Below are 16,481 nucleotides of genomic sequence, written 5' to 3'. Positions count from 1 at the left end.
AAGTGTATTTATATAATCTAAAAAGCTTCACTTTGATTTTTAATCATTATTCTTCTAACCCTGAAAATAATAAAAATCAGAGATATTCATTTGAATTTTTTTAACGACAAACGCTCTTTCAAAGTTATTTCGCATTACTGAATTGAATCACCTTCACAATACTTGCTATTACACATACTGAAACGGTAAAGTCGAGGTCGCTTCGACAATTTCCCGTTTACTAGCTAAAACTTCTTCTTAATTACGGTTAATCATCATTTTTTATTTAGCCACAAAAATCCCTTAGGTAGTTATTCATTATTGACTAACCTAGCACCTAGCTGAACCACTTTTACATGCTTCGCCGACTGCACCAGCACACCATCAGCATTAGCATGCATGCCCACAGATATACACTCGCCCTTTTTCAGCTTTGACAGTTCCGACAGCCAGTATTTTTTGTCAGAGCCTGGCACCGCCTGTTCCAACAACTTGGCGTAGGTTTGCACTTCCGTCATCGCCGGCGCAAAGAACAGTTTATGTGATGCCTGGAAAAGCCGGTCTTGCTCATCCTTGCCTAGGTTACTCATAGTTTGGGTAGCCAAAATAAGCGAGATACCGTATTTACGCCCCTCAGTGAGCATTTTGCCTAGTGGGCTTTCTAAGCGATGGTCCAGGTTTTGCACTTCATCCAGCACTATTGGTAAGGGCGTGTTTTTGTCGCCATGTAAGCAAGCGTAAGAGTACAAATCCCACAAAATAAACTCCACCGCCGCCAGCCAAACATCACGCGATAAACGCGCCATCTGAATAAGCCGACACACTGAGTCTTTCGATTGGTAAATGTCGGTCCAGCCATCTGTGTCGTCAAAAGCAAAGATATTAGCTTTGACCAATGGCAACAGCTTGTTAGCGACCTTAACACCGGTTTGATCGTAATTCTCCAAGGCTTGCAGCATATGCTCAAAGCTATACTGCTCGCCGTAGGCTTCGAGTCCCTCTTCAATAACCCGGATTAAGGTTGGCAACTGCTGATCGCCAATGCTGGAATATACTGATTTAAATACCGATGCTACCCGTGTTGCGACGTCGTAATCTTTATCGGTCAACTCTGTTCCCGCTACGATGTTCTTCTGTTTTTTAAATGGGTTTAATTTTAATGGTTTATCGGCAATTAAATCCGTTTTAGGTTTTACACTGTCAATAAATTCCGGCTCTAGATGCTCAGGCAAGAAGCCATTGGTGTAGTCAACCACCATGGAGTTAATGGAATGTTTCGCCAACTCCATCAGCAAACCCTGAATACAGTAGGTTTTACCCTGGCCAGAGTTACCGAAAATTATCAGATGGCGGTTAGCCAGTTCTTTATTGCCAAATTCCCAGTAAATAGCATCTTGCGTTTTAGGCGAATGGCCAATTAACACCCGGCTGTTGTTTAGTTTATCCGCCAAAGGCACATAGTTAGACTCTGTCTGAACAACTTGGCTGCTTAGCGTTGATTCTGGCATGTGACTATCCGGATAGACAATAACGTTGTCTGATTCGACGTTTACTTGCGGCTTCTCGTCTTCATCCTCATCAACAGCTTCTGCAGTCCACTCTATAGCAACTGGCGAACTTTCGCCTTGCAGAATGAATTTGTCATCAATAAAACCCAACGCTTTGCTATTGCAGCCGGCCAGTAAGGTTTGCATTGGCGTGCTAACAAACTTCGCTTGATAGCCACTGGGCAATTTTATCTGGAGAATGTTTTGCTCTAGACTGTACTGCTCATTGCAGTAATCTCCTTCGATAAAGGCCAACACAAACCCTTCAGGGTATCCGTCAATATTTGCCAGAGTGTAATCTCCCTGTAACCACCATTCGCACTCGTCCTTTAATTTGGAGAAATACGGTTTTGCATATACCTGGTACAACTCATACTTATCTACCTGCATAAAAATTTGCCGGATAAATAAACCTCGGTATAAATGGCCGGCTAGATCTGACCGGCCAAATAGCTGCTCAACTAGATAGCGTTTTAGCTCTTTGGCCTGGCGTACACCCTTGTCGTGTTTTTGCTTTTTACCTACTTTAACTTCAAGCGGTAGCAAATACATTTGCTGCTGTTTAAAGCCAACGAACAACACATCGTCCGAAATGGCGCCTTGGCGCACGCCCTGTGAATAACGGCTAAAGTCAGCGTCACTCATTTTCAAGCCAATATTACCAGCTACGCGTAGCATCTCAGCTACGCTAAGTGGCACCCAGGTAATATCGCTGTGATAAAGCAGGCAGTTAATGTATTTGTAAGCGGCGATAATGCTTTTTTTCTCTCTCCGTTCGTTGTCGGGTAGGGTGAGCATTTTTAAGAGCCATTCACCGTTAAAAGCATTAAACTCATCAATTAATCCCTGGTTACCTTGTGCCAGAACTTGATCATAAAAATCGCGCCGTTTGGTGACTGTGATGGCGTCATAGTTTGCAGAATTGGTGTAGTTATCAGAGTAATGAATTAATACCACATCCTTTTGGCTTTTGAAAAACTTCAGGGTAACCTTAGGATCAATGATGGTGGTCCAGATACTGTCTTCATACACCGCTCCTAACAGTTGCTGCAGTTGATTTGACACTTTAAGTGCCAGACTACTGGTTTCGCTGTATTTTTCCCCCAACCAGGCGGCTTTACACAGGGCACTATACTTTTGCATCACTCGCAGTTGCGGTGCGTCGTCCAGGTTAATTTTTGCCAGACCAGCAGTAGTGAAGTAATCGGATTGTTCATCGTAAGATGTCTCACCCGCAAGTAAACCATGGCAGGCAATGCCGCTCTTCTCGGCCATAATGTCTACCGGTGATTTCATTACTGGAGTGTTGTTTCTGACAAAACTTAAATGGGCATAATTAAAGCTGTCGCCAGCCTTTGGTAACCGGAATTTGCTGTAAGTAATTCGCCGCCGCAACATATCAATAGCGCTATCAGCATCGTCTTTGTTAGCTGTAAGTTCACATAGCAGTTTAACTTCGGCTAAGGTTTCCGCATCAGCAACTTCATCAAAGTAAGTATGCTGTAGCTGCTCATCATACAAGTTAATATGGATCCGGCTGGTTTGCTCAGGTTTGCGTTTTTTAAAGTACTCTACCAGCCCCAATAATATTTCTTTGTTGTGACCGTTATTAATTGAGTTAATTAATAGAGTGTCTTTTTCGCCGCTGGCAAATAACGTAGAAAACGCCTCAACAAACTCTTTTGTTTTATCCCTTACTAGTCGTTGAATGTAGTCCAGCTGTGTTTGTCTGGACGGTACCACCTGCAACCACATCGGGTTTTCTCTCACGACCTGACTGTAGCTAAAGTCATGGTAATTATGCCAGTTGAATGGCAATAAACCCTCGGCGTTTAGCCGACGCACAGTTGGTGCTGGTAAAGTTTTAAAAGATTTAGTGTCATCCGCCTGCAGTGCATCGCTTAGTGAAGCAAAATAAGCCAGGTTTAACGGATGGTATGGTGTTAAATATTCTTCGTTTTCAATATTGGCAAAGCCCAGATTTACTAGTATTTGCTCTTCGACGCTTAACAGTCTGGTGGTATGAATTTGTTGTAGCGCCGAAATGTAGTTATTTACCAGCCGCTTGATAATGGCTGCAATGTCCCCTCCAAAAGCGGACAGACTTAGTAGCGTCCGCTTGGTGTTGAGATAAGTAAATAAGTTAGTATAGTCAGCGAATAAATCTGGATACGGCTTAGCTAAATCGTCTACGTAGATAGCAGTGCGCCCTGCGACGGCGTCCGACAACAAACGCTGTTGTAATAATTCAGCCTCAGCTTTCAGTAACTTTCGATGCTCAGTACGCGGTTTTAACTCTTTACCATCCAGCGATACCTTCCCGTTTAATGGATTAAACACTCCATAGAAATCGTCGTTAAATAAGCGCGTATGTAGATCTTTGTCTAAAAGCAATGGCAAAGATAGGGAGTCTGATGACACCGCCCCTTCGACATCAAACTGTAAAAGGTGTTCGCCGCTGCGAATTTTGAAGTGTAAACGGTCAGTGGCATTAACCAGAGTTTCATAATCTATCGAACCCGTTGCGTTTACATCAAACTCTTGTCCATTTTCTGTCATCGTTACTGCAGAGCCACTCTCGGCCAGCTGCATAGCTGTACTATCGGTTTGCAGGACAATTTTTCTTTTAGCTGGCACTAACATAAAGTTAGTCGCAAAACCCGGTACAAAAAAAGCGCCTGCAGGTAACAACAGTACTCGATAACGGTAATTTTCTTGTGGTTTGCTGCGCTTTAATTCAATACTAAAAAAGGTGGGGCTACCACTAAAGCTGCGAGAGACCTCAATCACATTGCGCTTGTTCGAGCGCTTATTTACCGTAACAGAGATGTTTTTATCATGCGGCCTAAGCTTGACCTGGTCATCTTTGATTTGACCATTAATAAAACTTAAATTCAGTTTGAATTGCGGCTCATCGTCAAAAATTTCAATTATAAAGTAACGCTCTCTGGCACCTGCGCCGCTATCAGCTTTTGAGCCGGGATAAAATTTGTGGCCGAAATCGACGCTTTCACTCTCTAACTCCAACAGATTTTCTTTGTTGTTCTGCTGCTCTGTTTTGCATTCGCCATAATCCAGAGTACTGCGCCAGCTTGTCAGATCGCCATCCGGGAAATGTTTTTTTATAAACTTTTCGCTGAAATCCAGCTCTTTCAACTTGTCATGTAGCTCGGACGGATACTGCTCTACTAAATGCTCAATTTGCTCTTTGAGTTTTTTATTCTCAGCCAGACGTTTGTCAATGGCAGTAGCATTATCCCAACCGCCAATTGCTGGATCGTCCAGCAAGTTAAGCTCTTTAAATTCGATATGACCATCTTGTACGGCATCGTAAAGGTCACGAAAACCGAACATGGTAGCGCCATCAGCCAAGATCGAATTAAACTGATGGTCCAATAGTGCTTCTGAAATTGTTCGACTTGCAGCGTGAGGCTCAATCATATCTTTTAGTGCGTCACGGATTACCGCAGGATTCCAAACATCATGCTCGGCCAGACAAAGATTGCGCGATGAATTATTAAGTGTGTCCAGCGACGAGTTGTGGATAATCAGCAATATGCTGTTTTTCAACTGTCCCTGTGATGTAGAAACTAAGTCTCGCAGAGTTGAAATATAGCTGTCGGTAAAACCCATTCCACGCTCTGCATGTAATACTGGAATAACTTGATAACTACCGATCTGCAAGTACGGCAAATATCTGTTTTTTTGCTCAATGACGATCTTAAGCTCTGCCAGCGTCTTCCTGATAAAGGCCTCATACAGCAGTAAGCTATTTGCATCATCCGGAGAGCGAAAATGTATACGTTCACCAGTACGCAGATTTTGCGCCGCCCAATTACAAAAGCGTGCTACCAAAAAATCTTCATATTGTAGCTTTGACATACACTGCATCCCCACTATCACTTAAACGCTCAACATTACCCAGTCGCTCATAAAACTCTACCAAGGCTGTTTGGCTTTCTCGGTCGAAAAATACACCACGCTTTTGAAATTCAATAATTAACTCATGTAATCGCAATTTACCTTGCTCGCCAATAGCCAAGTTGGTGAGCAATAATAAATATTCCTGATCAATTACAAAGACCTTACCCGCACTGCCCCGAACGCGGGTAAAATTGCTGCATAACGCTGACTTGGTGAAATCGATAAATTTATTTCCTGCGGCAGCGCGTGTCTCACCCTTGTAAAACTGCCGCTTTGATAAGTCGAGTAATGCTGATAAAGCTTCATCTAACGATGTTATATTTGCAGGTTCAAAATTGAGGTTTCTTTTTTTTGCGAAGTCAACCGCATACCCTATCAACTTGCTTAGAACATCATCGGTAAGGTTTGGGTACAAAGCCCAAAGCGGAACTATCCCCTGCTCCTTGTCCTGCAGAGACTCGTTCATTGCCAACACCGGAAATAAAGATTCGATGCCTTTCTCAACCTGCTTCCAACCGCGCTCGCGCAGCATGCTTCGCTCTTTGCTGGCTTTTTCGTTATCCAATATAAAATAACAATCTTTGAGTTTTTGTGGCTCACCATCCTTCCAGCCGTTTATCGACAACGCTATCTGACAGGTGTAAATAAAAACGTAAAACCTTAAAAGGTGCGAAAGGTGGGCCAGAAAGTAATGCTGCTTGCTAAGCAAGTAGTGTAAATCAGCACTCAAAACCTCTGCCAATGGTGGCAGATATGGTATTGGCGCAGATCCCTTAACCATGGATTTTTCTGGCTTAAATTCGGCTTGAAAAGCAGATCGAATTTCTTTCTCAATAAAGTTTAGCTTCGCATCGACAGGTGGCTTTAAATGTAAAGTACCGAGTAAGGTCATTAGTACATTAACGATACGATTAGCTGGTGCAGGATTCGCATCTTCAGTCCAACTACCGCAAAAAATTTGCATTTCTGGAGCAATGTTTTTAATACCGCGCTTAGCGAAATAAATTTTTTCGACCACATCCCACATTGCCGGATCACTTATTTTATTTAGAAAGTGCTCTTTACAGCGCAGTTGAAACTGCGCGAGTTTTTTGTCATTTGCAGAAATTGAAAATAACTCGCCGACAAAGAAGCGGTTCACTATTTCCCAATCAAACTCATTGCTTTTATCGCTGCGGGCGGCAATCGGAAAATAAACTGCAGCGCTGTTGTCTTGAGGCTTAAGTATATCGGCTAATGGCATCTAGTTATAACTCCTCAGCTTCAATGTAGTCGTCATCCAGGCTGAACTTATATTGTGCAGACTCTGAACTGATCAGCAATTCGCTGGACTCGCGGGCAATAAGGGCGATTTTACCAGCAACTTCGTTAAGTAGAATAACCGCACTGCGGTCATTCTTGCTCGGCCGATATCCGGCATTAATCCGATCGAGCAACTCAAACAGGTTAATGTTGACCTCAACCGCTAATAATTCCTTCCCGACTTTTAGATGAGCAAAAAAAGTATTTGGTTTAACCGCCTTATTGGCTTTAATTGCTGCGATATCAGGCTTTATATCGAGCTGTGCCGCTATTTTGTAATTATCAAGTTGCGCTACGAGAAACTGCTTGTTAGAAAGTTGCGGAGCATTACGGTTGATATAAAGGCGCAACGCTGATATTAGCTTTTTATTGTAAAAGGCTTTGAGCTTCTCCCTACACGTGGGTGTGTCCTCATAAAAAACATGCGCTCGATAAACATCGAGATAATCACTAAGTAGGTGTTGTACAAAATCTCGCTGAAACTGCAGAGAGAAATTAGCCTCAAATTCCCTACTTTTCAGCAAGTAAAACAATCTGATATACGACTTTGGATTCGAAAGGTTGGGAAGATCATATTTTTCTGCGACTTCAATACAGAACGCATCAAATTGTTTATTTTCCAGTTTAAGATCTGCCCCCATTAAAAAGCGATCTATCGCTTTAGTGCGCAGTAATGCCGGGTCAAATTCAACTAACTTATCAGCCAGCTCATTGTCGCCACCGCTGAATAGGTTATCGAACAAATAGCTAGCACCAGTAAGTAATTGATAGACAAAATCTAACAGCCCCCTGGCAGTAAGAAACTGGTCTCGCACCAAACGGGCTTTAAACAGTAACTCAACGATAACGTCCTGCACTTCTGGCAAACAAAGTAGACGGTAATTTATTACTATGCGTTGGCTTTTGGCATCAGGTTGATTAGCGCACTCTTGCTGATAGATTTTAAACAACAATGAATCGGGTGACGTAATGCGAGCCATAATCTTGCGAGCAAAATCGGCTTGGAATCCGTTTGGGGTGATTTGAAATTTCGGATAGTCTTCAAAGCTAACAAAGGTAAAACCAGCCACTCCTGTCTTATTATGCTGATAAGCCTTTATTGCTGATTTGAAAAGCGCATTTCGCCCTTCTTGTTCGTAATTACCCAACATGCCGACATTAATACCAACAACTAAAGAAAGCTCCCCTTGCTCAAATTCGTCAAACAGTTTATCAAGAGTTTGCACGGCATTTTCATGAGGGTCAAAACTGTGGGTTGCATCGAGATGGAAGCGAACATGATCCTCAGCTTCATCGATGGTATTAACCAGCAACTCAGACTTACCATCCCCACTGCTACCGCATAAGAAAAAGACTTGTCGAGGCTGCTCATTTAATAAAGATATGACCTCTTTAACTTTTTGTTCAATCGGCATGGTTACGTACAAATCCATTTTGACCTTATCTAGCAGGTTATTCGGATCTGGATATTTATTTTCAGTAGAAACGGCGTATGGGGAAGCTTTAGACAATACGCTTAAGGCGTCAACGAAACGCATACTATGTCCTTATAGTTATCCTTTTGGCTAACAAATTAGCACTTATGAATTAGTGGTGACAACTCTATCTAACTGTTTTATCTATTATTCAACGAATTTACCGTGTGACCGAACATTAGTTGATCTAGTAATATTCTCTTGGAGAGATTTTGCACATGCATCGCATGTTTTTTGAGCTACTCTACATTAATTAAGGTAGTATTTAGAGCGCTCGATGATAAGTATCTTAAAATGCATCGAGTTAGAAACTTAGGGATAACCTTAATCAATCTAGAGCAACATTCAGATCGAACAAAATTCAAACAGCGATGATTTAGCTAATGTCACAGAATGGGCACACTTTGGGCACAGAGCGATTTTTGAAAATTGGGAGTTGATGTAACTGCTTTACTATCTAAATTCTCTCAATGCAAACTTAATAAAAATTTAATATTTGCTTAGCTACTATCCATTTGTTGTATAAGACTGCGTCATACAACAAAAAAATTGCTTACAAATACACCTCCGGGCTTTGTAAACACACATCAATTTCGCTGCAAAGCCATAATGCATAAGGCTTTGCGGCCCTTTCGTCTCGTATACATATGCTAGCATTCGCATATTTTATTAACTTACGAGACGTGTTATGAAAATCCGAGCAAAGCACTATCTGGCAGGGGCCCATCTGCTGATGTTTTCGTCGTTAACGGTTGCCGCTGACTTTGTGTGTGAAGACAACATCGACACCGCCACCCAGAACAGTGAACATTCGCAGGTGTTGTGGCAACAAACGCTGACATACCTGGAAGGGGTGAAAGAGATTCTGACAAAGAATCAGGGCTGTGAAGTTGGCCCACTGGCCGTGACCGAAACCAATAATGGCAGTAACAACATTGCGCGGGACTGCACGGCTGACTACCAGGATGTGCAAAAGGTTATTAAGCACGTTAATGCGGTACTGGATAACCCCGATGCGGCCAAAGCCTGTTTTGATACCCAGAAAAACTACGACGAGTTTCCGCTGTACACTGCCAACGAGCAGCTAAAAACAACGTATGAAGTAGCCAAGTGGCTTGATCGCCCTACCCTGACTGACTTTTACAATAAGAAAAGTGGCGATCTGAAAGAAGCTGGGTTGTCGCTGGCCCATGATTTCTGGCCTATTGTGACCCAAAGCCATATGCCGGATTATCTGGATACCGATATTACAGCCAACGCGCTGCCAGAGCTCTGGGCCGCGGTGGGCTGGCTGCCCTTCTATGCAGATGCTGAAAAAGCGCACAACGAACGTTTTCGTGGTGGTTATTCGTATGCTGAAGTGATGGGTCCGTGGGGCCTGCTGCGGATTAAGTCAATTGACGGGGAAAGTGTAGGCGCAGAGTTAGGTATGACCATTCAGATTCAGGATACTTTCTACCCATATCATTTCCATCATCCGCAGGAGTTTTATCTGCCACTGACTGCACCGGCCTGTGGTGTAGAAAACCGCTTTTTTGCCGCTCATGCCGACAGCGCCTTGTTTGAGCATTCCAGCGAAGATAATTCCTTTATTATTGATGCTGACAAAGACACGGATCTGCCTGCCTGGTTTATCCCTAAGTCGCCTAACGGGAATAACTTTACCTACTTTGAGCGCAACACCATTCACGCGTTTGAAGCCGCAAAAAGCTGTGACCAGGGCTCATCAGGAATTGTTTCGGTATGGGGCAGAACCACCGCCCGGGACAATGTGCAAACGACCCAGGTATGTGAAGTGGTGGAGCAACAGGGCGGCGAGCGTAATGCCGAGCCTCATTCTCGTTATCGGTGCACACCTACACAATGGGAATACTAAAAGCAATTTAACGCCATCAGGGACGATGGCCCAGACCGGCGTAGCGTGTCTGGGTTATAACGGACTATGGAAGCAGAACATGGTCGAATCGAAACGGGTTCACAGAGGAACTCGACAATTGGCTGGACTGTATTGCTCTGCATCACACTACAGTGGCGATGATGGTGAAATAAAAATACCGGATATCGCATCCGGTATTTTATAGAAATCAGCAGCCAGACTATTTTTTCAGGGCAAATCTGTCCAGATCCTTGGCAATGGTAATATCGCCATCATAAATTGCGGCCACCTGGCTGGTGTATTTTTCATATTCAGCATCAGTCACCAGCCCCGGTGCCATATGCGTAATCACCAGTTTTTTCACTTTTGCCTTGTTGGCTAACTGCCCTACATCGGCAGGTAAAAGGTGATGGGTAGATAAATGCTTTTTCATATGGCCCAGCGCTTTTTCAGGTAAATTCGGGTTCATTCTTTTAACCAGATTTACCGTATCATCAACATCCATCATCTCACTGATCAATAAATCTACGTTGTCGGCTAATTTTGCTACTGCATCACTAGGGCCGGTATCGCCTGTATAGACAACGGTATAGTCGGGCAACTCAAATTTAAAAGATAATGCCACAAATTTTTGATGTTCCTCACTGTCTTGCGGCCAGCTGTAATGCGTATTGCGAATTGCGCTGACTTTCAGCCCGTCCAGCTCAAGCTCGGTACCATCTGTCACTTCCACCACTTTAACGTTATCGCTGGGGGGGGCGGGTATCTGACCAGGCACTCCATAGTGACCCTGTGCACCGTATGTCATATAAGCAAATATACCTTCAACGGTTTGCTTTGTTCCGGGTGGGCCATACACAGTCAGTTCGTTTTGCGCATTGGTTTGCCACCGCAGACTCAAGATGCCCGGTAAACCTGCGGTATGATCAAAATGCAGGTGGCTAAGAAATACCGCATTGACGCTTTTCACATTCAGTCCGGCTTTGGCTAACTGGCCCGCTGTGCCATCGCCTGCATCTACAACGTAGGTTTTGCCGTTGGCCAGTAAAGCATTTGAAGGCTGAGAATGATGTGCGTTTGGCACAGGCCCGGCCATTGTACCCAATGTAATCCATTCATTTTGCGATGGTGCTGCGCCCCCCGCGAATGCCTGAGATACAACACTTACACTGAACACTATACACGTAATAACTTTTTGCAGATTCATACTTAACTCCTTTCATCACAGCTCGTTCAGGCGGTGAAATCACAGTATTTTAACTTTTATGAGAGCCATCTTATCTAACGTCATTGCCTGTCAGGCCGTTGCTATCCCTGCTTTACAAAGTCTGCTAACAATCTCTATCCGCGTGCTTGTATGACGCAGTAAAATTTATTGCGTTAACCAACACGCCTCTTTCTTTGAAACAGACGCTGACGTTCAAACAGCTCACAAGCGATTAAAGCAGCCTGATATCTTAATAACTACAAATCAGGAACAGCAAAACAACAAATGCGCAACAAGATGTTAACTGTAAACAAATTTAAAGTATCCAAATAATCGATTTTATAAATATGACCTAGCTGATTTTAAAATACGTGTATCAATCCCCGTGCTGCTGGGAAGATATGAGTGACAAAGTCAGCATTGCTACGCAAAATCTGGCCTGTATTGCGCCGAAATACGAAAGCCTGTTGCAGGCAGCGACCACAGAACACGCGCACCCATCTGGTTTACTGATAGAAAATATCAGATTAATCCATTATTTTTATACATGTTATTATTACATTATATTTACAAAGCAGGTGCTGCACAGTGCTGTTATGCAGTTCGGGCGGCCTATTAATGTTAGTTGGTTGGAAAAATACAGATGAATATCAAGCAATCAGATTTAGGCGGTATCGCGAATCAGGTAACGACTAAACACGGTATTATTCTTATACTGGCCTCTGTGATGCCTGCCATGGCGATTATTTCTCTGGTGCCAGTGCTCCCCTTGTTATTACAGGAATTTGCCCACGTAAACGGCTCAGAATTTTTAGTTCCCATAGCCCTTACGATACCGGCATTATGCGTGGCAGTATTTTCTCCTCTGGCCGGGTGGGTATCTGATAAAATCGGGCGAAAATCCGTGCTGTTTTACGCACTATTAATCTACGCGGCAATCGGCCTGCTGCCGTTTTTCTTAACAGACCTGTTTCATATCATTATTGCCCGGGTAATACTGGGAATGGCTGAAGCCGCTATCATGACCGTGGCCACAGCGATGATAGGTGATTACTTTGTAGGTAAGGCGCGGGAGCGCTGGGTGGCGATCCAAATTGCCAGTGTTAGCTTAAGTGCCATTGTTTTAATAGCCATTGGCGGCGGGCTCGGTGAAGTGATGGGTGCCAGAGGACCATTTCTGCTTTATTTACTCGCCTTGCCCATTGCCTTTTGTGTGGCCGTGATTTTATTCGAGCCACAAAAAACCGCCGACAATGCTGAATTACAGAATGCGAAACTCCCCTGGATGCGAGTGTTACCTTTACTTTTTATTACTTTGTTCGTGGGCGTCATTTTCTACACGATCATCGTAAAACTTGGTGAAATACTTGCCCTGGCCTCTGATGTATCTCCTGCCGTAATCGGTGCAATTGGTGCGGCGGCTAATATTGGTGTAGCAATAGGATCATTTGTGTTCAGACGCTTTAAGGGTGCATCGGGCCCCGTGCTTATCAGCACAGGCTTGATACTGGCCGCCCTGGGGTATTGCGGCGCCGCTTTCTCCGGCTCTCTGTTGCTAACCAGTATCGCTTTGGTTGTTGCCTGTACAGGATTTGGCATGTTATTACCCACCATGCTGACCTGGATACTTAAAGAGTTGCCTGAAAATGTTCGTGGCCGCGGTACAGGATTGTGGACAGGTGCGTTTTTTCTTGGACAGTTTTCGGCGCCTATTGTGGTGACTGCCCTGCAAAGTCAGTTAGGTGGTTTAGAGGCGGTATTGCTGCTGGTAGCCGGGTTAGCCGCTGTGGGCGGGATTATTGCTCTGTTTAATGTCAAAGGTGCGCCAGGACTAGTTGCTCAATAAGCGGCCTCAGCCAATATTTATTTAACAGCAAACACACCATCGCCCATCTCCCCATTGTTGATAGCAGTGGGGAGATGTTTAATGAAATATGACATCGTAACGGTATGCTGTACTACTGGGTTACAGCGCACAAAGGTGTACGCTGACCCGGCAGCTAACCGTATTTCCGAGGCAGCAGCTGCTGGCTCTACTGATTTTGATTTTTGCGTGAAATGAAGATAAAAACCATCAGTAATGCCAACACTAAGGCAGGAACCGCATTGGCTACCGCATCGTAAACAACGTGAAAGTAGATAGCCCCCAGCATTATAAAAAACAAACCTGCGCTGGCCAGCACTGAGGTTCTGCGCAACCAAAGGCCCACAGCCCCGGCGACCTCGCATGCACCGATAAAATAACCAAACCAGGCTGGTAACCCCATGGCCGCAAACGACATGTGCAGCTGTTCCACACCCGCCAGTTTAGCCAGGCCGGCAGCCGCAAATGCTGCACTGGACAGCCCTAAGCATATCCATAATCCTATTTTCATTGTTTTACTCACGGTTAACTCCAGTTCAATATTCACCTGAGGGTAAAAGGTTGCGTAGAGATTAATCGCGAAACATAATAAATAATATTGAATGTAATTTTATAAGTCCTAAACTTTTTCTTTAGCTTTCCCCTTTCTTTATGAAACTAGAACAATTGACTGTGTTTCAATATGTGGCTGAACTGGGCTCGCTGAGCAAGGCCAGTATCGCCCTGCATAAAACCCAGCCGGCGATTAGCCAGAGTATTAAACAACTGGAGGCCGCACTAGGTGTTGTTTTGTTTAATCGTTCTGGCTACCGGTTAACCCTGACAGTCGAAGGAAAAGTGTTGTATCAACACGCACTTCGGGTACTGGGTGAAGCCAGAACGATGCGAGATATGGCGCTGCATATTACATCTGGCCACGAGACTAGTATCACGCTGGCCACAGAAGCATCTTTTAACCTTAAACAAATTATTCCTTTGCTGGCCACCATGCAGCGTGAATTTCCGGATACGCAGATCGTGCTCAGACAGGAGTACTTAACCGGGGCGCTGGAAGCGTTACAGCAACACGATGCGACTTTTTGTTTGTCGCCGGTAAATTCAGATCTTGTTCAACGTGGACAATTTGATATGCATGCTATCGCTTCAGGCCAGCTGGTGAACGTTGCGTCGCCGCAACTGCTCGCCCGCCATCCCGGTCTGACTACCAGTGCACAGCTTATTAATGAATATCAGATTGTGCTGCAGGACTCGGGAAAAGGTTCGCTTGATCAAAATTGGGGGGTGCAGGATGGTCAGCGATGCTGGTATGTTAATGACTTTGCTACCAAAAAGATGCTTATTGAAGAGGGAATGGGCTGGGGAAAACTCCCCGGCCATCAGATAAAAGAAAGTCTTAAGGTTGGGAAACTGATAACGCTGATGTTAAGCGATACTGACAGTGCTCTGACTTTTGACTACTACATTATTAAACACAAATCACAGTTATTAGGCCCGGTAGCCCAAAGGTTGTGGGATTATTTTAAAACCTATACCTTGCCGGCTTCCAGTTAAGCTATACGCCCGCTATGCAGCCTGAAGCGTGCTTTGAAAATCAGTACCGGTTTGTGGATATTTAGCCGGTTTGCTTCACTGCCGCGACCGCCGCAGAAGAGGCGTGTTTCATCAGCTCAATATAATCCTGATTATGCCATTGCTGCATACCCGATTGATAAGCATCCGTCGCCTGCAGGCGCGCTAACCATCGGTCAATCTGTGGGTGCTCATCCCATAACAGACTCAGCCCTAGCTGGTCTAAGCGCTCGATATAAGGCAGATAGCCATAGTCGGCTAAGCTTAAACCGCTATCCACCAGCCAGTCGCTGTGCTGTAGCGCAGCGGCTATTTCTGACACCACCTTTTTATAGGCGTGCAAAGCTAATTCAAAGCGGGGAGAGGCTGTGCCATTTTGCACCATATCCCGCATTATCATTTGTCGGGACGGGTCGGGAATGTTGCTGAAGAAACTTTCCAGCGCTGCCGCCGTGGAGTAACGCGTTAAGATTTGCTGGCGAAAAGCTAAACAAAAACTCAGTACCGCTATCTGCTCGTGCAAACCGGCATCCAGACGAGTCAGCCAGATTCTTGATTCAGCCCGCTTTACCGGGTCAATGGACATCAATGCGTTGTCGGAAAATACCTCTTCAAGATAATAACAAATCACATTCGACTCAGTAATAATGGCCCCATCATGAACCAGTACAGGAATAATGGCTTTGGGATTTATACGCAAAAATTCAGGGTTAAACTGTTCTCCGCTCCGCAGGTTCAAATGCTTGCTGTGCCACGAAATATTTTTATGTGCCAACACCAGTCGAACTTTCTGGGCGCAAACAGACATATCGTTGTGATAAAGCTCAATCATGTATCGCTAGCCGCTCAAAATAAGATATTTCAGCTTACGTCAGCCCGAACGGCAGATTAACTGGAATAATCCGATAACTGTTATCAGCATTACCGATAGCTATTACCAATATTGCTGAATAGTGGTGGTCGGGTGAATTCGTTATGCTGGATTGTAACGCTATCGTAGTTGGGAAATGAAGATGAGTAAGATTGTACTTTATATGTCACCTGGCAGTTGTGCCCGGGTAAGCTGTATTGCGCTGGAAGAACTAGGGCTTGAGTTTGAAACCCGGGTTATACGATTTATGACAGGTGAGCATAAATCGCCAGAATTCAAACAGAAAAATCCTAAAGGGAAAGTTCCGGCTTTAGTTTATAACAACCAGACACTCAGTGAGAATGTCGCCATTATCACGTTTTTAAATCAGATACACGGCCAGCTACTGCCCTCCACTAATGACCCCATGGTGAGCGCAAACCAGATTGCTGATCTCTGCTTTTGTTCGGCTACCTTGCACCCTTTGGTAACACGTATCAGAATGCCCGCTTTTTTTGCCGGTGAAGATAATGCAAAAGCTGTCCAGGACAAGGCTTTTGACGCCATGGATGAGTTTTTTGCATTAATCGATAAGCGACTGGAAGGGCAACAGTGGTGGTATAAAGATCAGTGGTCGGCTATGGATGCCTATCTGTACTGGTGTTTCTGGCGTGTACAGGGGGCGGGTTACCATGTTGAGAAATTTCCTCACTATTGTGCTCATGCACAACGCTTAGAGCAGCGCCCGGCAGTTCAGCGCGCCATAGCCCGGGACAACGAAGCCAGCAGCCAGCTGGAAAGTGAAGGGCTGCTGTTCAAACCAAAGAATATTGCACGCTGAAAAACAGTACAGAAAAAACAAAGCCCCGCTACGCTACCGTTAGCCGG

10 protein-coding genes are annotated in these 16,481 nt (G+C 44.5%); 4 read left to right on the top strand and 6 right to left on the bottom strand.

All coding sequences use genetic code 11. The features are described from left to right. Positions 1–290: 290 nt before the first annotated feature. Genes dptH through dptF form a run of 3 tightly spaced genes read right to left on the bottom strand, consistent with a single transcriptional unit; the run spans position 291 to position 8,290 of the window. Complete coding sequence (gene dptH, locus EZV72_RS00550) at positions 291–5,408, bottom strand: DNA phosphorothioation-dependent restriction protein DptH (protein ID WP_175405013.1); 5,118 nt, start codon at positions 5,406–5,408, stop codon at positions 291–293. Continuing rightward, entirely contained in the window at positions 5,389–6,693 is a 1,305-nt protein-coding gene (gene dptG / locus EZV72_RS00545) for a DNA phosphorothioation-dependent restriction protein DptG (protein ID WP_137165413.1), read from the bottom strand. Before dptG ends, dptH begins: the two co-directional genes overlap by 20 nt. Before the next feature lie 4 nt (positions 6,694–6,697). Further along, entirely contained in the window at positions 6,698–8,290 is a 1,593-nt protein-coding gene (gene dptF, locus EZV72_RS00540) for a DNA phosphorothioation-dependent restriction protein DptF (RefSeq protein WP_137165412.1), read from the bottom strand. Positions 8,291–8,915: 625 nt separating this feature from the next. On the opposite strand from dptF, the gene EZV72_RS00535 reads away from it, so the two are divergent. After that, positions 8,916–10,103 carry a dimethylsulfonioproprionate lyase family protein gene (locus tag EZV72_RS00535; RefSeq protein ID WP_137165411.1) on the top strand — a complete coding sequence of 396 codons (1,188 nt, stop codon included), beginning with the start codon at positions 8,916–8,918 and terminating at the stop codon, positions 10,101–10,103. A 220-nt stretch (positions 10,104–10,323) separates the two neighbouring features. Here EZV72_RS00535 and EZV72_RS00530 read toward each other — a convergent pair whose 3' ends face one another. Beyond that, the gene (locus EZV72_RS00530; protein ID WP_137165410.1) at positions 10,324–11,310 is read right to left on the bottom strand and encodes an MBL fold metallo-hydrolase; all 987 of its coding nucleotides are present in this window, start codon (positions 11,308–11,310) and stop codon (positions 10,324–10,326) included. Between the two features lie 643 nt (positions 11,311–11,953). Between EZV72_RS00530 and EZV72_RS00525 the strand changes: the two genes are divergently transcribed. Then, complete coding sequence (locus tag EZV72_RS00525; RefSeq protein WP_137165409.1) at positions 11,954–13,156, top strand: MFS transporter; 1,203 nt, start codon at positions 11,954–11,956, stop codon at positions 13,154–13,156. 187 nt (positions 13,157–13,343) lie between these two features. On the opposite strand, the gene EZV72_RS00520 is transcribed toward EZV72_RS00525, so the two are convergent. Next, on the bottom strand, positions 13,344–13,697 hold the full coding sequence (locus tag EZV72_RS00520) for a DoxX family protein (RefSeq protein WP_232364472.1): 354 nt from the start codon (positions 13,695–13,697) through the stop codon (positions 13,344–13,346). Between the two features lie 128 nt (positions 13,698–13,825). On the opposite strand from EZV72_RS00520, the gene EZV72_RS00515 reads away from it, so the two are divergent. Next, positions 13,826–14,725 carry a LysR family transcriptional regulator gene (locus EZV72_RS00515; RefSeq protein WP_137165408.1) on the top strand — a complete coding sequence of 300 codons (900 nt, stop codon included), beginning with the start codon at positions 13,826–13,828 and terminating at the stop codon, positions 14,723–14,725. Positions 14,726–14,786: 61 nt separating this feature from the next. Here EZV72_RS00515 and EZV72_RS00510 read toward each other — a convergent pair whose 3' ends face one another. Continuing rightward, positions 14,787–15,575 (bottom strand): glutathione S-transferase family protein, encoded by a 789-nt coding sequence (locus EZV72_RS00510; protein WP_137165407.1) that lies wholly within the window; start codon positions 15,573–15,575, stop codon positions 14,787–14,789. Positions 15,576–15,756: 181 nt separating this feature from the next. On the opposite strand from EZV72_RS00510, the gene EZV72_RS00505 reads away from it, so the two are divergent. Continuing rightward, entirely contained in the window at positions 15,757–16,434 is a 678-nt protein-coding gene (locus EZV72_RS00505) for a glutathione S-transferase family protein (protein ID WP_137165406.1), read from the top strand. The last annotated feature ends 47 nt before the right edge of the window (positions 16,435–16,481 follow it).

Origin of the sequence: Salinimonas lutimaris, from assembly GCF_005222225.1 — a bacterium.
Taxonomy (GTDB): Bacteria; Pseudomonadota; Gammaproteobacteria; order Enterobacterales; family Alteromonadaceae; genus Alteromonas; species Alteromonas lutimaris.
The sequence above is the reverse complement of the archived record's forward strand: the minus strand, read 5'-3'. Positions and strand labels throughout refer to the sequence as shown.